We start from the raw sequence: 19687 nt of genomic DNA on the forward strand, positions 1-19687 counted from the left end.
TCATTCACTCCTCAATAATGGATTTTATGCATCTCTTTCGGGTCGGAACCGGTCCGCTCATCACGGTTGAGCGCATCGATGGCCGCCATCTCTTCATTCGTCAACGTGAAGTCGAATACCTGTATATTCTCTTTGATTCGACTTGGTGTCACTGATTTCGGAATGACCGCGACCCCGTTTTGTAAGTGCCAGCGCAAGATGACTTGAGCCGGTGACTTGCCGTGACGGTTCGCAATCTCGACAATCGTGTCATCTTCGAGCGCTTCGCGTCCTTTCATGAGTGGACTCCACGCCTGAATTTGAATGTCATACCGTTTGCAGAAAGCAATCAATTCCTTTTGAGACAAATACGGATGGATCTCGACCTGGTTCACGGCCGGTACGATTGAGCACGACTGGATAATCTGTTCTAAATGTTCGATTTCGAAGTTTGAGACGCCGATCGCACGGACGCGTCCTTCTTCATATAACTGTTCGAGTGCCTTGTACGTTTCGACGAACTTCCCGAAACGGGGCATCGGCCAGTGGATGAGAAACAAATCGACATATTCGAGACCGAGTCGGTCGAGACTATCCTGAAAGGCTTGGAGCGCCTCGTCGAACCCGTGGAACTCATTCCAAAGCTTCGTCGTCACAAATACGTCCTCCCGAGGAATACCTGCTTCACGAAGTGCTTGCCCGACACTTTCTTCGTTCTGATAAATCGCGGCCGTATCGATCAAGCGATAGTCCGCATCGAGCGCAGCCTTGACCGTATCGACCGTCACTGCGCCGTCTTCGACCTTGTACACACCGAGCCCGAGCATCGGCATGTTGACATCATTATTTAACATCGTCCATTCCATAAGAAATCCCTCCCTCTCGTCTCTAACGTTACCGAAATTTTGGATGAAGGGAAAGTAAAAAACTACAGGCGGATGCTTTCTCCGTGAGACTTGATCACAATTTGATCACGGTCTAATTTTGCGGCCGCGACGAGACGATGATACGGCTCCTCGACGGGCTCGTAAGAGAGGACGAACGTGTCCCAATGCATCGGGAAGAAACGCTTCGCCCCGCTCTCTTTGTACATCATCCAAGCCTGTTCTGGAGTACAGTGTGCTTCTTGGAACGAGTCCGGTTGATACGCACCGATCGGGAAGAAGGCGAGGTCGATCGGTTCGCGGTCGGCGAGACCTTTGAAAGAATCCGTATAAGCCGTGTCTCCCGCAAACAACATCCGGATCCCTTTGTATTTGAGCAAATAACCGTTGTATCCCATGTGTTTGTCCCACGGGAAACGGTTACCCCAATGCTTGACGGGAATGGCCCGGACATCTAGTCCGTTCGCCAAGGTTACTTTGTCATGCGGATGCAGTTCAAGTGTCTGTAGACTCGGGTAACGCCGGAGCAGACGACTCGTTCCCGGGGCGGAGACAACGATCGTCTCGCGTGTGATGAGCCGCTTTAGACTTTTATGGTCAAAATGGTCCATATGGGCGTGGCTCAGCAAGATGACATCGACCGGCCCGACATCCTCGATGGAGAGGGCTGGAGCCGTGTGACGTTTCATGCCAATCGTCAGCGGTCCCAAATGGACACCAATCCGTTTTGAGAAGACAGGGTCCGTCAAAATTTTGAGTCCGTACCAGTGGATGAGAACGGTCGAATGCCCAATCCACGTCGCTTGCACATGCGTCTCATCAATGGTTGTCAGTTCTGGACGTTCCGGCCGTTTAAAGCGCGGGCGGGGGAGACGTCGCTTGAATCGTGTATAAAGAAACGTTCCGACGCTCGCCAAGACGGCACTCGGAACGAGGATGCGTCGACGCATCATGCATCACCTCACTGTTCGAATATAGTGTCATCATAACGCGACGAGGCATGCCTCGCATCCGCCTAAAGGAGTAGAAAAAATGGGAGATTGTGGGGTGCGTGCTTGCGAATCCGCTTTCAATTTGGTAAGGTGGCAGTAACTTAGGAAAGAGAGGTATACCGTACAATGAAAATGACACGTTCACTCCAACGATGAGACGAATCATCACTGTTCGCTTGAACAGTCACGGGTGAAGTGTGTCCACTTCTTCAAATACGGAAAGCTCTCGTTTCCCCTTTTGAACGGATTCCTTCACACCACCGCCGATCGAGCGGATGGTGTTTTTTGTTTCATCGCGTATCGGAAAAATAAGCGAGGTGAAACAAATGTTAGTTATGAAACAAGTTCGGTTTGACTACGACCGGAAACCATTATTTGAAGCAGTCTCTTTTGAGGTCGCAACGAAAGAGCGCGCTGTGTTATTCGGGCTGAACGGGAGCGGGAAGACGACGCTCTTCCGACTCGTGACAGGGGAATTGAAGCCACAAGCCGGGACGATCGAATGTCACGGTGAGGTCGGGCTCGTCCGGCAGACGATTGAATCGGAGGACATGTCACTCCTTGAATGGGTGATGCGGAGCGATCCTGAACGATACGCCCTCTATGAAGATGTCTTTTCTGGTGATGAGGCACGAGTCATGGCCTCGTATGAACAGGCACTGTCGCTCGATGTATACATGTTGGAGCAAGAGGCGACGAATGCGTTGACCCGTCTCGGGTTAGACGGTCAGCTCGACCAAAACATCAACGACTTGAGCGGTGGGGAAAAGACGCGGGCACAACTGTCGACGTTGACGATGAAACAGGTGGACATCGTCCTACTCGACGAACCGACGAACCATCTCGATGTCGAGTCGATCGACTGGCTCACGAAATGGTTGAACCGGTTTGAGGGGACAGTGCTCATCATCTCCCATGATCGTCAACTGATGGACGATGTCGCGACGGTCATCCTCGAATTGTCGGACGGAGAAGTCACAAGATATCCCGGTAATTATACGGCGTATCGACGGCAAAAAGAGGACGAACGCCTTCGTGACGAGCGAGCCCATGCCCGCTACGTGAGCCGAAAGACAGAACTGCTCGATATGATTGCGCAGTACAAAGGGTGGCACCTGAAGGCGAAAGCGACAGCCAGTGTCCGTAGCCCAGGTGCGCAAAAAGGAGCGGCCAATCTCGCCATCAAAATGAAGGCAAGAGAACAGAAGCTCAGACAGCTCGAAGTCAATCGTCCACGAAAGCCAAAAGAAGAGAAGACCATCTCCGTCCGTTTTGCGGCAGATGAGCTCGAAGCGAAGACGTGGCTGACGTGTGAAGATGTGACGTTTGGGTACGGTAAGCCGTTCTACGAGCCGTTCTCCTTCTCAATCGAAAAAGGAGAGCGAATCTCGATCGTCGGACCGAACGGGAGCGGGAAAACAACGTTATTGAACGTGCTGATCGGTGCACGAGCGCCATTTTCGGGTGTCATCAAACGACATCCCCGTCTAAAAATCGGCTATTTCTCGCAAACGCTCGAGCGTCTGCCGGAAACGGGGACGCTACTCGAGGCGTTGCTTGCCCATAGTGACATCGGGGAGACGGAGGCCCGGACGCTACTCGCCCATTTCCTGTTCCGGCGGGATGAAGTGCACCGCCCCATCAACGAGGCGAGTATGGGGGAAAAGTGTCGGATTGCTTTCCTGATTCTTTATTTCTCTGACGCGCATCTGTTGGCACTCGATGAGCCGACGAACTATTTGGATGTGGCGACACGGGAACAGATTGAGACGGCGTTGTCCGTTTACCCAGGCGGATTGCTGCTCATTACGCACGATCGTTACTTTCATCGCTTGACATCGCGGACGATTGAGCTCGGTGAAACGGTTCGGATTCGTGAGAATATGGAGAATGATGAGCCGGTCGATGTCGAACGGATGGTGCAAGCGATGGACGAATTGACAAATCATGACTTGAATTTTTTTGATGAGGCAGGAAATCTCCTACCATTTGACGAAACGAGTGGAATGAATCGAATCGAGTAGGAGTGAAGAACATGAATGGAGGAAGATTGTCGCGCGCGACGACGCGAAAGCGTAAGCGAGTGTTCCGAGTGACGACGGCAGTGGCATTGATACTCGCTTTAGTCGGCATCATCGCGTTCGCGGCTTTGATTGACAAGAAACAAGAATCAGCTTTACCCAAATCAGACGAGATTGCGACCGAGATGGTCGATTCCGAGTCGGAACAACCAACCGATGACGAAACAAAGTCGGCAGATAAGGTCTATATCGGTCAACCATATACGAAAGTATACGCAGATGATCGGGTCACGGTCGTCTATGAGGCCGACCTCGGCGATCGCTTCGAACGTTTGGAGACGGTCAGTGGGTTTGTGAAAGTGCAGTTGAATGAACGGACATCGGGATGGGTCACGGAAGAGAGTGTGACAACGGATGCTTCAGCCTTGTCGGACGATGAAGTGATCGCCGCATGGCAACAAGTCGTCCCGAACGCCTCGGAGACCGTCCTCGACTGGATTGGAAAAGATGTGGCGACCGTTCGCGCTGAGCTTGGTAGCCCGACTGCCGTACAGCGTGACCAAGTGAACGAGTACCATTTCTATGACGGGTTCTTCTTGATGGTACGGGACCAGAAAGTGCGCGCCATCGATTGGGATCGCCAAGCAATCGTGAGCCCTGACGTGAAAGCGACGAGTGAGCAAGCGACAGGCACATGGTTCGAAGGGGAGACCGTTCAGTTGAAACTGTTCCCATATAGCGGCGTAATGCGCGTCCGCCTCGAAAGTAAATGAGACAGAAACGGGAGAGGTGACTCTCTCGTTTTTTTTGATCTATCATTCAAATGAACGTTTGAATGTTTTGGTAAAATGGAATAAGATAAGAAGTAGAAGGAGGCGACAGTTATGGGACATCATCATGATCACGACCATCACCATCATCATTCCACGAATCAGCGTGCCCTGTTCCTCGCGTTTCTGTTGATTGCGACGTTCATGGTCGTCGAGGTCATCGGCGGACTATGGACGAACAGTTTGGCACTCTTATCCGATGCGGGACACATGCTCGGGGATGCAGCGGCCTTAGGACTCAGTTTCCTAGCCGTCCGATTCGGTGCGAAGGCGGCGACGCCGAACCGTACGTTCGGATATCGACGCTTTGAAATTTTAGCGGCATTCATCAACGGGCTGACGTTACTCGTCATCTCGATCTATATCTTGATTGAGGCGTATCAACGCTTGAGTGCCCCACCGGAAATTTTGAGTGGGGGAATGCTTGTGGTCGCGATCATCGGGCTACTCGTGAACATCCTCGCCGCGTGGATTTTAATGCGTGGGGAAAAAGATAACTTGAACGTGAAGAGTGCGTTACTCCACGTGTTCGGAGACTTGCTCGGCTCGGTCGGTGCCATCGCGGCAGCGCTTTTGATCATGTCGTTCGGATGGACGTGGGCGGACCCGGTTGCGAGTGCATTTGTCGCAATCCTTATTTTAATCAGCGGGTATCGCGTGACACGCGATGCGATTCATATCCTGATGGAAGGGTCACCGGATCAAATCGATGTCCGAGCGATGCAAGAAGAGATTGCCAAAGTCGAGGGAGTGAAGGAAGTGCATGACCTTCATGTCTGGTCGATCTCGTCGAGTGAACATGCGGCGACGTGTCATGTATTGATTGATGAAGATACGGACGATCAGGTCGTATTACGACAAGTGACAGAGCGGATTCGGAAATACGGGACGTTCGAGCGTTCGACGGTCCAGGTCGAACGGGAGCGACAATGTTGCGAGGAGCGTATCATTTGGTAAGTAAAACGGACACTCACCCGAGTGTCCGTTATTTGCCGTGTACATCAATCACCACAATCTCTGGTGGATTGAAAATGCGGGGCACGTTGAAGCTATAGTTGAATCCTCGTCCGATGATGTGGGTGAACGTCTCGTGTTCATAGAGGCCGCCCGCATATTTCGGGAAAAACCCTTGGTCTGGGGCGAACAAGCCGTTCAACAAATATGGAATCCTTACTTGTCCACCGTGAGCGTGTCCGGACAAGACGAGGTCGAAAGGTAGGTCGGCATACGTGTCGACTTCTTCGGCACGGTGGGAGAGAAGTAGGTTGAATGTCTCGTTTGGGTCGACGTCTTGCATCGCCGTCGAGACATCGGTTTCCCAACTTCCATAAATATTTTCATTATATGTTCGTAACGGATCTTCTAATCCACCGATGACGAGTTCGATCTCATTGATGGTGATGGGTTCCCATTCGTTCTCGAGAACGGTCACACCATGAGAACGAAATACGTTTTTGGCATCATGACGAATGTAGTCGTCAGAGTGATCGATTTCATGGTTGCCGGTCACGAAATACATCGGCGCAATCCCGGCAAGGCCTTCGACGAGTTCGAAAGCAGGATCAGGGGAGCGATAGCGGTCGAGCAAATCCCCCGGCAAGGCAATCAGGTCCGGTTTTTGAGCGCGGACTCGATCGATTAAGATTGATTGTTTATAGCCGTATGAGGCGCTGTGTAGGTCAGATAGGAGCACGATACGAAGCGATTCATCCGCAGACAGCTTTTCAGACGGGACGTCGTACGTCTGAACGGTCAGTCCGTTATATGTCGCCGTGAACAGCAAGATGCCGAGTGCAACAAAAACAAAAGTCGACTTATGTTTCTTCATCCGTGCTCCCTCCTTTCTTAATTGTGACTCTATCTTACCGCTACCGATGAGGGGAAGCAAAAAAAATCCCGCTCCTACGAGCGGGATGGATGATTATGCTGCTTTTGCTGTCAATTTCACATCGACATTGCCGCGCGTCGCTTTTGAATAAGGGCACACTTGGTGTGCTTCCTCAACGAGGCGTTCTGCTGTCGCTTGGTCGACACCTTTGATTTCGACTTCAAGCTCTACTGAAATGAAGAACCCTTCATCGTTTTGGTTCAATGTGACATGACCTGTGACGCTCGATCCGTCTGTCTTCACACGTTCTTTTCCGATGATGAGGTTGAGGGCACTACCGAAGCAAGCCGCATACCCAGCTGCGAAAAGTTGTTCCGGGTTTGTCGCACCGTCGACGTGTTTCGCGCCTGGCATAGAGACGTCCATGTCGATGACGCCGTCTGTTGATTTCACATGACCTTCGCGGCCACCGATTGCTGTTGCTGATGCTGTGAATAGTGATTTCATGATTCAATTCCTCCATTTCATTTTAAACAATTAAGTTGTGCACAATTTAAATTATAGAGCAGTCAAAAAGTTTCGCAAGTGATATGCTTGGCTAAAGAAGAGTACGGAGGATTACGCATGGAACAAACATTAAAGCTAGAACATCAAATCTGTTTTCAACTGTATACCGCTTCAAAAGAGCTTACCCGTTTATATCGCCCAATATTGACCCCGCTAAACCTGACATATAGTCAATATCTGGTCATGCTCGTCTTATGGGAAGAGGATGGCATCGATTTGCGTCAGCTTGGAACGAGGCTGACACTCGACTCGGGTACGCTGTCCCCACTCGTGAAACGACTGATTCAAATCGGGTATGTCGAAAAGAGTCGTTCGACAGACGATGAACGAAAAGTCGTCGTCCGTTTGACCGATCGTGGCAGCGCGTTGCGTGAGCAGGCGACGGATGTGCCGTTGCAAGTCAGTGGTATGCTAAATATAGACGAAGCGACGTATGTCGCGTATATGGAGATGCTTACCGATATCAAGACGAGACTACACGATTTCGGGGAGCGTCAGCGCGAGCAGTAAGGAAGGAGGAGCCATGTTTCGAAAATTGATCATCCTATTGATAGGGATTGGACTTTATATGGCTTGGCAATATGAGATGCCAAACGTCTCTGCCCCGACGAGCATTCAGGTCGAGTCCGAAGTGGCGACGGAACGTACGACGGATGCACCTAGGTTCACGAGTCAATACGCCGGACATGACTGGTATTTAGTCGAACGTGGTGGGGACCGGGGTCTTGAACTCATTGACGAGGACGGGGCCAAAAAAGGATTTTATCAGTTCGAGACGGGAAGCACATATCGTGGTCTCGTGCTCGATGAGACGACACGTGACCAAGTCGAGGAAATCGGTTTTGATAAGGTGACGTCGTATAACAAAGGATTGAATCGCTACTTGATCCCGGACGACCCATCGTTCTCGGTATTTGCGATCGACGGACAATATGTCACGCTCTTCTTCGACCAACATGACGATGACCGTTTGAAAGGGGTCTTGTCGGTAGACCGCAGAGTGGAAGAGGCGAGTGACGGCTATTACGGTGACCTTTCCGCAGAAGGGACCGTCTTGAACGAACAGTTGATGCGAATCTTAATGAACTGGGACCGTGAGAAATATGACTTGAGCGCGCTCGCCGATTACGAGCCACTCTATCCGGTTGTTCGGGCGCACAGTCAGAACATGGCGGAAAACGACTTCTTCAGTCACACGGACCCGGAAGGACGTGACCCGTTCGACCGGATGGATGAAGCTGGACTCTCATACTCGATGGCCGGAGAGAACTTGGCGATGGGGCAGATGAGCGTGTTCCATGCGCATTGGGGGCTGATGAATTCGAAGGGGCACCGTGAGAACATCATGCAACCTCGATTCAGTCATGCTGCCGTCGGACTCGCCTACAACGATGAGAACAGTCCGTTCTATACGATTAACTTTATTACCCCTAGATAAAAGGATGACTCCACCTCGGAGCCATCCTTTTTGAGTTAAATGAGTTTTTTAACCGCATCCTCAATCTCAGCCGGTGTCGTCTGTGGCGAGAAGCGTTCGACGACGTTCCCGTCACGGTCGACTAAAAACTTCGTGAAGTTCCATTTGATTGCCTTCGAACCGAGCAGTCCAGGTGCCTCTTTTGAGAGGTAAGTGAAGAGCGGATGTGCATCTTTTCCGTTCACATCGACTTTCGCGAACATCGGGAACGACACCCCATAGTTGAGTTGGCAGAACTCTTGGATTTCTTCGTTTGAGCCCGGGTCTTGATGTCCGAACTGGTTGCATGGGAAACCTAAAATCTGAAGCCCTTGCCCCTTATACGAGTTATATAGCGATTCGAGACCTTCGAGCTGTGGCGTGAACCCACACTTACTCGCCGTATTGACGATGAGTAAGACGTCACCCTTATATGTAGCTAACGGTTGTAGCTGTCCTTTCATGTCCAATGCTTCAAAATCATAGATCATGTTCATTCCCCCTTTTTCTTTAGTATACCAAGAGAATAACGGCGTCACGACTTTGAACGCGTCGTGTGCAATCAAATTGTTATGAAATAATGATGTCGCTGTTACATATTTCGTGTTGTACAATCCGTATAATGAAACTCGTTGTAGAAAGGAACGGTGTTATGCGACTTTTAAAAAATGAATTTATATGGATAGCGCTCATTTTGATCGGATTATTCTTCTCGAGTGCGACACCTTACTCAGATCAGTCCATCGTTTCGCCACTCGAGCGATTCAATTGGAGCTGGATCGAGCCGACGTTAGCGAACGTCGAGTTTGACTATGCAGGAAAAGAAGTATCACTCGACGCGTTAGGCACAGTCGGGTTGATCGAGTTCTTGATGCGAAAAGCGGCCCATTTCGTTACATTTTTCGCACTAGGGGCATTGTTCGTCAAGGCGATTTCGAGAACGAACCTTCATGCTAGTCTGAACTTATTGTTTGCTTGGACGCTCGCCAACACGGTCGCCATCTTTGATGAGTATCATCAGAGTTTGACGCCGGAACGGACGCCGTTATTACAAGATGTCCTATTGGATAGTAGCGGGGCGATTGCAGGAGTCGTGCTGATCGGTGGGGTCTTATTACTTCGTTCGAAACGAAAACGAGGGAAACGAGCCGGCTATGTGGCATTAAGGTAGTCAAAAAATGATATAGGTTATTATGTGAAAAGCGCTTTCTTAAAGTGCTTTTTTTATTTTAAAAACTATTTTGTGACAACAAACCAAATAAAATATTGTCTATACCCACGTTTTTTAAGGGATAAAACCTAAATTAGGTCAATGTCATACGAATGAAATATAAGTGTAAAATAACTTTTGGTTTAGATTGCTATAATGAGTCACAGAGCGAATGAAATTTCGCAACTCGTCTTATAGAAAATACTTGAACGACTATAGATAAAAAATACACGGGAATCAGCGGAGGGAAGCACATTGGGTAACTTGAAGAAATTTGCAGCAACCGTCACTCTAGGAGCACTCTTGATCGGCGGAACGTCACCGACTTATGCAGCCTCACTTACAGAGAAGCAGAAGAAAGTACAAGAACAACGACAAAAGAATAGCAGTGAACAGTCGAAAGCAAACTCTTCGATTCAATCACGTGAGCAAGCCATCAGCAAAGAGCAACAAGAGATCAACAAGTTAGATGCTGAACTCCAAGACGTCATCAACGATGTCGCTCAGAAAAAAGCTGAGATCCGTGCAACTGAAGAAAAGATTCAAAAGCTTCAAGAGCAAATCAAAAAATACGAAGCGAAAATGAAAGCACAAGAAGAACTCATGAAAGACCGTATGGCGACGATGCAAAAGAACGGTGGCTCGTCAGTCAACTGGGCTGAGTTCATCTTCGGTTCAAAAGACTTCGGTGATTTGATCACACGTATGATCACAGCTGGTACGATTCAAGAGAACGACCAACAGATCTTCGAAGAGTATGAAGCAACAAAAGAGAAACTTGCGAAAGCGCAAGCTGAATTAAAAGCAGAGCGCGATTCACTCGTGAAGCAAAAAGAAGAACTTGAAAAACGCCAAAAAGAGCTCGATCAAAAAATGAAAGAGCGCGCAGCGAAAATCAAGAAACTCGAAGCTGAAAAAGTGAAATTCGAATCAAAACTCATGAGCCTACAAGAGATGGAAGATACGCTCAAAGCTCAAGAACAAGCGATTCAAGCAGAAATCGAAGCACAACGCCGTGCTGAAGAAGAAGCGCGTCGCGCAGCGGCAGAAGCAGCAGCTGCTAAGAAGCAACAAAGCGCAAGCTCAAGCAACAGTGGTTCTAGCGCATCAACATCAACACCTGTAGCATCTGCACCAGCGAGCGGCGGGATGTTCCAACGTCCAGCAAGCGGTCGCCTCTCACAAGGGTGGGGCGCAGCGAGCGGTGCGAACGGATACTCGTTCCACAACGGTCTTGATATCGCAGGTCCAGTCGGTACACCAATCTATGCAGCACAAACAGGTACGGTCCTCCGTGCAGGTTGGGGTGGCGCATACGGAAACCACGTTATGATCGCACACGTCATCAACGGACAAGTGTGGACGACAGTATACGCGCACATGAGCTCAGTCTCGGTTAAAGCGGGTCAACGCGTATCACAAGGTCAAAATCTTGGTGGCATGGGTAGCACAGGGAACTCGACAGGGTCACACCTTCACTTCGAGATTCACCGTGGTGGTTACTCGTACTCTTCATCGAGCGCGGGAAGCACAGTCAACCCAGCATCATTCTTCTAATCAACACAAAGATAGTGATCGACGAACGCGTCGATCACTTTTTTGTTGTCTGATACACGATAAACGTCAGGAGTGCGGCACCAATCACACTGAGCCACAACGTGTCGATGTTCGGGTCATCGAGGACGCTTTGTCCACCGACGATCAACATATAGAGAAGAAGTGCCACACCGAGTGCACGAAACATAAAACGGAATCTAGCCATGAAAAATCGCCTCCACCTATTAGTATAGGGGAGGCGATTCGTTTCATCTAGCGAGTCGGACCCAGGCAGAATCCATAATCTGTTCGTAACCGACTTCTTGATAGATTTTATTCGACGTCGGGTTCAAGAGGTCTGTATAGAGCACACAGAATGATTTCGTCTCGAGTAACTGGCGGCTGAGGTCTGCGACTAGACTTCGTGCGTAACCTCGCCCACGTGAGTCTGGTGACGTATAGACGAACGAGACGGTGATGCCGTTCTCGGTCGGACGTGCCCGCTTCGCACACGAGACGACCTGTCCGTCGACTTCCCAAAAGGCGGCTTCATTCCTTTCGAGCATCGTCTGGACGGCTTTCGTGACTTTCTCAGGTGGCGAAGAGCGAAGTCCCGACTCGGCTTCAAACGCGCTATACCAGGCTTCGAGTTGGGCTTGGTCAGCGACCGTCGCTTCTCGCATGTGGCCTTTCGCCATCTCGATGTCTTTCACGTCGTCGAGTCGGTAAAGCCCTTGAGACATGAACAGTTCGCTCGACCCGGACGTCACCTCTTGCCACGCCTTCGCGAACCGTTCGGCTTGTTTGCGTTCTGAGACGACCTCGGTGAAGGGGATGTCTGCTTCGAGGAGGTGCGGGATGATGAAGGACGGGAGTTCGTCCGCACGTTCCGAATCCACGACGATATAATGGAGCGGATGTGGTGGTGTCACTTGTAAGATGGCGAGAAGTTCACCTTCCTCCTCGACAGTGAACTGATGAAACGTCTCGTAAACGCCTTGAATCACGTTATTCAATACCCCGATCATCAGGCTGTGCTTTGCCTCTTCCTTCAATAATGTACTCATGACATGTTCCGAGAAGTGATTCGGGTCTTTCCATTCGATCCATTCCATATGTATCTCTCCTTATCAATGTAGACAAAAACGGCCAAACCTGATGGCTTGCCCGTTTTTGATTTCTACTTTATGCGATATCTTCTTGTTTCGACGATGTGTTGTCGAGAAGTTTCGTGTTGTGTTTAAAGTAGTGGATAATTTTTGCGATGGCACCATCACCTGTGACGTTTGTAGCTGTCCCGAAGCTATCTTGCGCCAAGTAGAGTGCGATGACCAAGCTTTGCATCGTCGCGTCGAACCCAAGAATTGAGCCGAACAATCCGAGTGATGCCATAACCGCTCCACCTGGAACACCAGGTGCTGCAATCATCGTCACACCGAGTGCGAGGATGAATGGGAGAACGATCGCGTATGACATCGGCATGCCGTTCAAGTACATGAGTGCGACACCGACCGATGTGAGTGTGATCGTCGAGCCTGACAAGTGGATCGTTGCCGAGAGCGGGATGACGAAGTTGGCGACACCCTCGTCCGTGTTGTTCAACTTCGCTTGGCGAAGTGTGACGGGAATCGTCGCAGCCGATGATTGCGTCCCGATGGCTGTGAAGTAAGCCGGCATCATCGTCTTGAGCAACTTGAACGGATTCTCTTTGTTGAGACCACCTGCGATTGAATATTGAATCATGAGCATCGTCAAATGAAGGACGATGATTGTGACGAAGACGAGCGAGAACACCGAGAGAATCTCAGCGACCTGACCAGCATACGTCATGTTCATGAAAATTCCGGCGATGTGGAATGGGAGTAATGGAATAATGACTTTACTGATTAAGAGCTCGATGATATCGCGGAAATCCATGGCGAGGTCGAGTGACCGCTTGCTTTCGATAGCGGCAATCCCGATCCCGATGACGAACGCTAAAATGAGTGCGGTCATGACACCGAATACCGGTGGAATCTCAAATTCCATGAACCCTTTCAATAAGGCTTCTTCTGGGTTTTCGGCTCCTTCTGTCGAACGTGTCAAAATTTGCGGGAACAAGTTGCTCGTTGCAAAGTATGCGAGCGTTCCTGCGACAACTGTTGAAGCGTAAGCGATAAGTGCTGTGAGTCCGACTAACTTTCCTGCTCCTTTACCAAGTTCCCCGATTCCTGGGATGATGAAAGCAAGAATGATCAGTGGGATGGCGAAGCCTAAGAACTGCCCGAAGACCGTGTTGAACGTCACAAACGTCCGAACGATCCAGTTCTGACTTTCTGGTACGATGCTCCCGAGCAGAATCCCGAAAGCGATCGCGATGATGATGCGACCTAAGAGGCCAATGCGTAATTTCAAATCAATCACCCTTTCTGTTTGTTTGAATAGTTGATATTTTCGCACATTTTACGAAATGTTGCCACCATCTCTTGTAATTTTCCTGAAGAAAGACGTTTGACAACTTCGTAGAAGGGTAATAGAAAATGTTGTACATATCAAGGAAAGGGGCTTCTCCTTTTCCTAATATAAAAACGATGTTATGATTAATTCTGACAGACGTAAAGGAGGGGTGCGCGTGCAGTTACAACGAACAACGATTCACATTGCGGGTCAAGACTATACGATCGTAAGCGAAGAACCCGCTGATCATGTGAGGGAAGTAGGCTTTTTGGTCGACAGTAAGATCCGCGAGATTCGTGAACAATCCCCTCATTTAGATGCTCGTCAGGCAGCGGTCTTGGCTGCGATTCAAATCGCAAGCGACCACGTCAAAACTAAACGAAATATGGGAGAATAAATCAATCCATGGTTACGCTACTTATACTGTTTTTCTTGTTTATTGGAATCGTCAACGGCTTCCGTCGTGGCGCGATTCTACAGCTCGGCCATTGGGTCGCGCTTATCATCAGTTTTCTCGTCGCCAACACATACTATAAAGATTTAGCCGAAGCGTTCAAGCTCTGGATCCCGTATCCGTCTCAGCTTGATGGAACGCTCCCAGGCGGCGTGTTGGACCTCAATTCGCTTTCAGGGATTGAGATGACGTTTTACAACGTCTTTTGGTTCGTCGTGTTGTTCCTCATCACAAAACTCGTCTTGCATCTCATCTTGGCGATGCTCGACTTCTTGACGGACTTGCCGATCTTGCGCCAATTAAAAGGATTGATTGGAGCAGTCCTCGGTTTCTTCGAGGCGTATGTCATTACGTTCTTCATCCTTTGGGTGATTGCATTCGTACCGATGGCAGGCGTTCAAAATGCCGTCGACAATTCGTCGCTTGCGACATTTATCATTCAAGACACGCCATATCTATCGGATTGGTTTTCAAATAAGATGTTGTGACACGACAGGCCGGAATGCAAGCTAGTGCTTGTGTCTCGGTCTTTTCTGTGTGAAGAGGGGGAAGCGTATGAATAAAGTAGAAGCGATGATGTTGCTCGAGAAAATCGCGCAATATATGGAGATCAAAGGGGAGAACCCGTTTAAAATCAATGCGTTCCGCAAGGCCGCGACGGCACTAGAGAATACGGACCTCGAGCTCGAGGACATCGACGACTTGACGTCCATCGCAGGCATCGGGAAGGGGACGGCAGCAGTCCTCGAGGAGTATCGCGATACGGGACGTAGCGAAGTGCTCGAAGCGCTGCAAGAAGAGATTCCATTCGGATTGATGAAGCTCTTGAAGATTCAAGGACTCGGTGGGAAGAAACTCGCCAAACTTCGTGAAGTCGGCGTCGTCGACTTAGAATCTCTCATCCGCGTACTTGAGGACGGGACGGCGGCATCGCTTCCGGGATTCGGAGCGAAAAGTGTCGAGAAGCTACTCGCCGCAGCGAAAAACCTTGAGTCGCGTCCGGAACGACTAGCATATGCGGTCATGCGACCAATCGTCGAGGAAATCAACGATGTGTTGGAGAAGGAAGAGCTCGTCTTACGTCATTCGGTCGGGGGAAGTTTCCGCCGAGCCGAGGAGACGTGTAAAGACCTCGACTTCATCATCGCGACTGAGGAGCCGATCGCGCTTCGGGAGAAACTCCTCGCTTTGCCGTTCATCAATGAAGTGATCGCGGCAGGCGAGACGAAAGTATCGCTCGTTCTCGAGCGTGAGGAGATGGTGTCGGTCGACTTCCGTATGGTCGAGCCTGGCGCATTCGCCGCAACGCTTCACCATTTCACAGGCTCGAAAGACCACAACGTTCGCATGCGCCAACTCGCGAAAGCGAAGGGCGAGTCGATTTCAGAGTATGGGGTCGAGACGGCAGATGGACTGTGGCAACCGGAAACAGAAGAAGAACTGTTCGAACGGTACGGTCTTCCGTTCATCCCACCTGAGCTTCGGGAAGGACATGCCGAGTTCGAGCACGATTTGTCGAAACTCGTCACGCTCGAGGACATCAAGGCCGACGCACACATGCACACAGTCTGGTCGGACGGGAAGTTGACCGTCGACGAGATCGTCGTGGCGATGAAAGGGCGCGGCTATGAGTGGATGGCCATCACCGATCACGGGAAGTATTTGACGTTCGTCAATGGCTTGACGGAGGAGCGACTCGAGGCACAAGGTGAGGAGATTCGCGAAGCCGCAAAAACACATGACATGAACGTGTTACGAGGCGTCGAGATGGACATCCGTCCTGACGGGACGCTCGACTATGAGCCAGAATTTTTGGAGACGCTCGACTATGTCGTCGCCTCAATCCATTCGAAGATGGACCAATCCGTCGACGAAATCATGGCACGTCTCGAGAACGCCTGCCGTTCGCCATACGTCAACGTGATCGCACATCCGACGGGACGACTCATCGGTCGCCGCGACGGCTATCCGATTGACGAGGACAAGTTGATCGCGCTCGCGAAAGAGACGGGGACGGCGCTCGAGTTGAACGCCAACCCGAACCGTCTCGATTTGACGGCATCGACGCTGAAGAAAGCGAAGGCAGCAGGCGTCAAAGTGATGATCAACACCGATACGCACCACCCAGATATGATGGAAGATATGGCGCTCGGTGTGTTACACGCACGGAAAGCCTATCTCGAACCAACGGATATCATTAACTGCTTCTCGTTTGAAGACGCCAAGGCATTCTTCGCGGCGAAGCGATAGAAAGGAACATGCTAGATGGACCACGCGTTACGCGTATTAGAATATGAAAAATTGCGCCAGCAGCTTGCCGGACACGCGGCGAGCTCGCTCGGGAAAGATATGGCGCTCAAGATGCAACCGGACTACTCGTACGACCGAGTGCTCTCGAATTTGAACGTGACGAAAGAGGCGACCGAAGTCGTTCGTCTCCGTGACCGTCTCCCGCTCGGCGGACTAACGGACGTCCGTGCTGAAGTGAAGCGAGCCGCGATTGGCTCGGTCCTCTCGACGAGTGAACTTCTCGCTGTCGCGGCTGTCATGTACGGCGGGCGACAAGTGAAGAACTTCTTTGAGAAGCTTCACGAGGACAATGAAGAGCTTCGGATTCCACGTCTTGATGAGTATGCGGACAAGTTGACGAAGCTCATCGAAGTCGAACAGTCGATTCGTCATGCGATTGACGATCAAGGAACGGTCCAAGATTCGGCGAGCGCACAACTTCGGGGACTTCGGACACAGCTCCGAAGCTTTGAAGGCAGCGTCCGTTCACGAATCGACAACATCCTCCGCAACAACGCGAAGATGCTCTCGGACGCCATCGTCACGATTCGAAACGACCGCTATGTCGTCCCGGTCAAACAAGAGTATCGTCAAGCGTTCGGCGGGATCGTCCATGACCAGTCGGCTTCCGGTCAGACGCTCTTCATCGAGCCGCAGGCCATCGTCTCGATCAACAACGAGATTCAAGAAGTTCGCTTGAAGGAACGCGCCGAGATCGATCGGATTTTGAGTGCGCTCTCAAATGAGGTCGGTGGGGTGCATGATGCGATCATGACGAACCTCGACGTATTGGCCGAACTCGATTTCATCTTTGCGAAAGTCGCCTACGGGCAAGAGATGAAAGCGACCGAGCCGAAGTTGAACGACAATCGAGAAATCAAGTTGAAACAAGCCCGTCACCCGTTCATCCCGAAAGATGAGGTCGTGCCGATCACGGTCGAGCTCGGGGAAGACTATACGTCACTCGTCATCACCGGACCGAACACCGGTGGGAAGACCGTCACGTTAAAGACGATTGGACTCCTTCAGTTGATGGTGCAGTCAGGACTTTACGTACCGGCAGAATTCGGGACGGAACTCTCCGTGTTTGACGCGATCTATGCCGATATCGGGGATGAGCAATCGATCGAGCAGAGTCTCTCGACGTTCAGCTCGCATATGACGAATATCGTCGGCATGCTCGACAAGATCGACTTCATGTCACTCGTCCTCTTCGATGAGCTTGGTGCCGGGACGGACCCGCAAGAAGGGGCCGCCCTCGCCATTGCGATTCTCGATGAGGTGAAACGTCGCGGGGCACGTGTCGCGGCGACGACGCACTATTCGGAACTGAAGGCATACGCCTATAACCGTGAAGGCGTCATGAACGCCTCGATGGAATTTGATATCGAATCGCTCAGCCCGACGTACCGCCTTTTGATCGGCGTGCCGGGTCGCTCGAACGCCTTTGAGATCAGCCGTCGCCTCGGACTGTCCGAGCAAGTCATTGACAAGGCACGGAGCCACGTCGGTAGTGACGCCGAATCGGTCGAGTCGATGATCAACGAACTCGAAGCGGCGAAACAACGCGCCGAACAGCTCGAGCAAGAGCTCATCGTCAAACGTCATGACTTTGAAGAGGAGCAGGCCGAGTTCGAAGCGAAGATGACCGAATTTGAGCGCGAGCGCGACAACTTGTATAGTGCGGCGGAGGCGAAAGCCGAGAAGGCCGTCGAACAGGCAAAGCGTCAGGCGAACGAGGTCATCGACCGCTTGAAGAAACTCCGGGAGCAGGGCATTGTCAAAGAGCATGAGATTATCGCGGCGAAGAAAGAGCTCGAGTCGGCAAAACCGACGCTTCAAGAGAAAAAGATTCAAAAAGTGAAACAAAAAGCCCAGCAGAAACGTACGTTCAGTAAAGGCGAAGAAGTGAAAGTGACGACGTTCAACCAAAAAGGCTACATCGTGAAACAAATCAACGACAACGAGTACAACGTCCAAGTCGGCATCATGAAAGTGAACGTCAAAGCGGACGACCTTCAGAAGATCGGTCCATCAAAAGAGAAGCCGCTTCAGTCGAAAGGAAGCTCGCTCAAGCGTCAGAGTTCGACGAAGTCTGAACTCGACCTTCGCGGCGTCCGAGTCGAAGAGGGGCTCATGCGTCTGGATAAGTATATCGATGAAGCACTCGTGTCGGGCTACGACAACGTCCGCATCATCCACGGTCTAGGTACCGGGGCGATGCGTCAAGCGACACAGGAATTTTTAAAAGGACATCGTCACGTGAAGAGTCAACGCCCAGGTGGAATGGGTGAAGGTGGACACGGTGTCACGGTCGTCGAACTAAAATAAAGGGAGTCGGGGAATGGGCACGTTAACGTTTGCGATTATGCTAGAGTCGTTCGGCCTCTATTCGATGGCAGGGCTGATGATTATTGTCGGTCTCGCCATCTTCGAGGTGACGACGCCATACAGCAACTGGCGCGAGATTCAAAAAGGGAATATCGCCGTCGCCTTGGCGACAGGTGGGAAGATTGTCGGTCTCGCCAACATCTTCCGTGTCGTCGAGAGCTATCATGAGAGCACGATTGACATCTTCGTCGGTGGGGGATTCGGCTTCATGTTGCTTCTCGCGACCTATTGGTTGTTTGAATTTTTGACACCGACGCTGAAGGTGAACGACGAGATTCAAAAAGGAAATATCGCCGTCGGGTTGTTAGCATTCTTGCTGTCGATCGGGGTCTCCCTCGTCGTCGGCGCGGCATTGGTGAGGTGAAGACATGGTATACGAACGATTGGCAAAAATCTTGTTCATCGGGGCCGGGCTGTTTTTAGTGGCAGCGGCACTGTGGTATATCTTTTATTGAAGAAAGTGGAGGATCCGTTCGGATGCTCCTTCTTTTATGAACAATTGCTATCGTTTACAGAGGAGAACCGTTCGAAATCGGGAAAAGAGTAGAAAGAGATTGAAGGAAAGCAATAATAAAGGAGTGAAGACGATGAAACAGTTCGAGATCAAATTCCATATGATCAATGATGAAGTGCTAACGCAAGTTGTCGAAGAGGACAGTCGCTATGCAGCACTTGAACAATCTATCAATCATTTCGTCACGTGACGGATGGCTTCGTCCAGTTCGAGGATGAGTGGATTATTTTTCTCGGCCATGTCGTGTATGTGAAGGCGTTTGAGATGGTGGAATGAAAGAAAAAATTCAAATTTAGTATT

The 19687-nt window shown here is 50.6% G+C and carries 20 protein-coding genes; 12 read left to right on the forward strand and 8 right to left on the reverse strand.

Annotation, left to right across the window (positions count from 1 at the left end):
- Positions 1-11 precede the first annotated feature (11 nt).
- Both KNO91_RS00700 and KNO91_RS00705 read right to left on the reverse strand, forming a co-directional pair.
- Positions 12-845, reverse strand: coding sequence for an aldo/keto reductase (locus KNO91_RS00700; RefSeq protein WP_214815611.1), 834 nt, complete (start codon positions 843-845; stop codon positions 12-14).
- Between the two features lie 62 nt (positions 846-907).
- On the reverse strand, positions 908-1813 hold the full coding sequence (locus KNO91_RS00705; protein ID WP_251126496.1) for an MBL fold metallo-hydrolase: 906 nt from the start codon (positions 1811-1813) through the stop codon (positions 908-910).
- A 377-nt stretch (positions 1814-2190) separates the two neighbouring features.
- Between KNO91_RS00705 and abc-f the strand changes: the two genes are divergently transcribed.
- The 3 genes from abc-f to KNO91_RS00720 all read left to right on the forward strand — a co-directional run bounded on the left by abc-f (position 2191) and on the right by KNO91_RS00720 (position 5663).
- A complete protein-coding gene (gene abc-f, locus KNO91_RS00710) occupies positions 2191-3879 on the forward strand; it encodes a ribosomal protection-like ABC-F family protein (RefSeq protein ID WP_251126497.1) in 1689 nt (562 codons plus the stop codon).
- An 11-nt stretch (positions 3880-3890) separates the two neighbouring features.
- Entirely contained in the window at positions 3891-4649 is a 759-nt protein-coding gene (locus KNO91_RS00715; protein WP_214794430.1) for a hypothetical protein, read from the forward strand.
- A 111-nt stretch (positions 4650-4760) separates the two neighbouring features.
- Complete coding sequence (locus KNO91_RS00720) at positions 4761-5663, forward strand: cation diffusion facilitator family transporter (RefSeq protein ID WP_214815620.1); 903 nt, start codon at positions 4761-4763, stop codon at positions 5661-5663.
- A 28-nt stretch (positions 5664-5691) separates the two neighbouring features.
- Here KNO91_RS00720 and KNO91_RS00725 read toward each other — a convergent pair whose 3' ends face one another.
- A complete protein-coding gene (locus tag KNO91_RS00725) occupies positions 5692-6534 on the reverse strand; it encodes a metallophosphoesterase (protein WP_214815623.1) in 843 nt (280 codons plus the stop codon).
- A 93-nt stretch (positions 6535-6627) separates the two neighbouring features.
- On the reverse strand, positions 6628-7041 hold the full coding sequence (locus KNO91_RS00730; protein ID WP_074032719.1) for an organic hydroperoxide resistance protein: 414 nt from the start codon (positions 7039-7041) through the stop codon (positions 6628-6630).
- 117 nt (positions 7042-7158) lie between these two features.
- Here KNO91_RS00730 and KNO91_RS00735 point away from each other — a divergent pair, with 117 nt between their 5' ends.
- Together KNO91_RS00735 and KNO91_RS00740 are read left to right on the forward strand one after the other, a co-directional pair.
- Positions 7159-7611 carry a MarR family winged helix-turn-helix transcriptional regulator gene (locus KNO91_RS00735; protein ID WP_214815626.1) on the forward strand — a complete coding sequence of 151 codons (453 nt, stop codon included), beginning with the start codon at positions 7159-7161 and terminating at the stop codon, positions 7609-7611.
- 13 nt (positions 7612-7624) lie between these two features.
- On the forward strand, positions 7625-8539 hold the full coding sequence (locus tag KNO91_RS00740) for a CAP domain-containing protein (protein WP_214815628.1): 915 nt from the start codon (positions 7625-7627) through the stop codon (positions 8537-8539).
- Between the two features lie 35 nt (positions 8540-8574).
- Here KNO91_RS00740 and KNO91_RS00745 read toward each other — a convergent pair whose 3' ends face one another.
- Complete coding sequence (locus tag KNO91_RS00745) at positions 8575-9048, reverse strand: glutathione peroxidase (protein WP_214695149.1); 474 nt, start codon at positions 9046-9048, stop codon at positions 8575-8577.
- Positions 9049-9209: 161 nt separating this feature from the next.
- Here KNO91_RS00745 and KNO91_RS00750 point away from each other — a divergent pair, with 161 nt between their 5' ends.
- Positions 9210-9728, forward strand: coding sequence for a VanZ family protein (locus KNO91_RS00750; protein ID WP_214789541.1), 519 nt, complete (start codon positions 9210-9212; stop codon positions 9726-9728).
- Between the two features lie 294 nt (positions 9729-10022).
- On the forward strand, positions 10023-11324 hold the full coding sequence (locus tag KNO91_RS00755) for a murein hydrolase activator EnvC family protein (protein ID WP_214794417.1): 1302 nt from the start codon (positions 10023-10025) through the stop codon (positions 11322-11324).
- 34 nt (positions 11325-11358) lie between these two features.
- On the opposite strand, the gene KNO91_RS00760 is transcribed toward KNO91_RS00755, so the two are convergent.
- From KNO91_RS00760 to KNO91_RS00770, 3 genes are all read right to left on the reverse strand, one after another.
- Entirely contained in the window at positions 11359-11529 is a 171-nt protein-coding gene (locus KNO91_RS00760) for a hypothetical protein (protein ID WP_214815631.1), read from the reverse strand.
- A gap of 43 nt (positions 11530-11572) precedes the next feature.
- A complete protein-coding gene (locus KNO91_RS00765) occupies positions 11573-12418 on the reverse strand; it encodes a GNAT family N-acetyltransferase (RefSeq protein WP_214815635.1) in 846 nt (281 codons plus the stop codon).
- A 70-nt stretch (positions 12419-12488) separates the two neighbouring features.
- Positions 12489-13697, reverse strand: a complete 1209-nt coding sequence (locus KNO91_RS00770; RefSeq protein ID WP_251126498.1) for a dicarboxylate/amino acid:cation symporter — start codon at positions 13695-13697, stop codon at positions 12489-12491.
- A 217-nt stretch (positions 13698-13914) separates the two neighbouring features.
- Between KNO91_RS00770 and zapA the strand changes: the two genes are divergently transcribed.
- From zapA to KNO91_RS00795, 5 genes are all read left to right on the forward strand, one after another.
- On the forward strand, positions 13915-14136 hold the full coding sequence (gene zapA, locus KNO91_RS00775) for a cell division protein ZapA (RefSeq protein ID WP_015881047.1): 222 nt from the start codon (positions 13915-13917) through the stop codon (positions 14134-14136).
- A gap of 8 nt (positions 14137-14144) precedes the next feature.
- Entirely contained in the window at positions 14145-14681 is a 537-nt protein-coding gene (locus KNO91_RS00780) for a CvpA family protein (protein ID WP_074032727.1), read from the forward strand.
- Positions 14682-14748: 67 nt separating this feature from the next.
- Positions 14749-16443, forward strand: coding sequence for a DNA polymerase/3'-5' exonuclease PolX (gene polX / locus KNO91_RS00785; protein ID WP_214794410.1), 1695 nt, complete (start codon positions 14749-14751; stop codon positions 16441-16443).
- A 15-nt stretch (positions 16444-16458) separates the two neighbouring features.
- Positions 16459-18813 (forward strand): endonuclease MutS2, encoded by a 2355-nt coding sequence (locus KNO91_RS00790; RefSeq protein ID WP_214815638.1) that lies wholly within the window; start codon positions 16459-16461, stop codon positions 18811-18813.
- Between the two features lie 13 nt (positions 18814-18826).
- On the forward strand, positions 18827-19237 hold the full coding sequence (locus KNO91_RS00795; RefSeq protein WP_214789527.1) for a DUF350 domain-containing protein: 411 nt from the start codon (positions 18827-18829) through the stop codon (positions 19235-19237).
- The last annotated feature ends 450 nt before the right edge of the window (positions 19238-19687 follow it).

This window comes from Exiguobacterium sp. s59 (genome assembly GCF_018617475.1).
Taxonomy (GTDB): domain Bacteria; phylum Bacillota; class Bacilli; order Exiguobacteriales; family Exiguobacteriaceae; genus Exiguobacterium; species Exiguobacterium aestuarii.

Coding starts and splice junctions, on each gene's coding strand:
- KNO91_RS00730 (WP_074032719.1), bottom strand. CDS start 7,041: ATGAAATCACTATTCACAGCATCAGCAACAGCAATCGGTGGCCGCGAA.
- KNO91_RS00780 (WP_074032727.1), top strand. CDS start 14,145: ATGGTTACGCTACTTATACTGTTTTTCTTGTTTATTGGAATCGTCAAC.
- KNO91_RS00720 (WP_214815620.1), top strand. CDS start 4,761: ATGGGACATCATCATGATCACGACCATCACCATCATCATTCCACGAAT.
- KNO91_RS00725 (WP_214815623.1), bottom strand. CDS start 6,534: ATGAAGAAACATAAGTCGACTTTTGTTTTTGTTGCACTCGGCATCTTG.
- KNO91_RS00790 (WP_214815638.1), top strand. CDS start 16,459: ATGGACCACGCGTTACGCGTATTAGAATATGAAAAATTGCGCCAGCAG.
- KNO91_RS00765 (WP_214815635.1), bottom strand. CDS start 12,418: ATGGAATGGATCGAATGGAAAGACCCGAATCACTTCTCGGAACATGTC.
- KNO91_RS00715 (WP_214794430.1), top strand. CDS start 3,891: ATGAATGGAGGAAGATTGTCGCGCGCGACGACGCGAAAGCGTAAGCGA.
- polX (WP_214794410.1), top strand. CDS start 14,749: ATGAATAAAGTAGAAGCGATGATGTTGCTCGAGAAAATCGCGCAATAT.
- KNO91_RS00745 (WP_214695149.1), bottom strand. CDS start 9,048: ATGATCTATGATTTTGAAGCATTGGACATGAAAGGACAGCTACAACCG.
- KNO91_RS00740 (WP_214815628.1), top strand. CDS start 7,625: ATGTTTCGAAAATTGATCATCCTATTGATAGGGATTGGACTTTATATG.
- abc-f (WP_251126497.1), top strand. CDS start 2,191: ATGAAACAAGTTCGGTTTGACTACGACCGGAAACCATTATTTGAAGCA.
- KNO91_RS00750 (WP_214789541.1), top strand. CDS start 9,210: ATGCGACTTTTAAAAAATGAATTTATATGGATAGCGCTCATTTTGATC.
- KNO91_RS00795 (WP_214789527.1), top strand. CDS start 18,827: ATGGGCACGTTAACGTTTGCGATTATGCTAGAGTCGTTCGGCCTCTAT.
- KNO91_RS00760 (WP_214815631.1), bottom strand. CDS start 11,529: ATGGCTAGATTCCGTTTTATGTTTCGTGCACTCGGTGTGGCACTTCTT.
- KNO91_RS00735 (WP_214815626.1), top strand. CDS start 7,159: ATGGAACAAACATTAAAGCTAGAACATCAAATCTGTTTTCAACTGTAT.
- KNO91_RS00700 (WP_214815611.1), bottom strand. CDS start 845: ATGGAATGGACGATGTTAAATAATGATGTCAACATGCCGATGCTCGGG.
- KNO91_RS00705 (WP_251126496.1), bottom strand. CDS start 1,813: ATGCGTCGACGCATCCTCGTTCCGAGTGCCGTCTTGGCGAGCGTCGGA.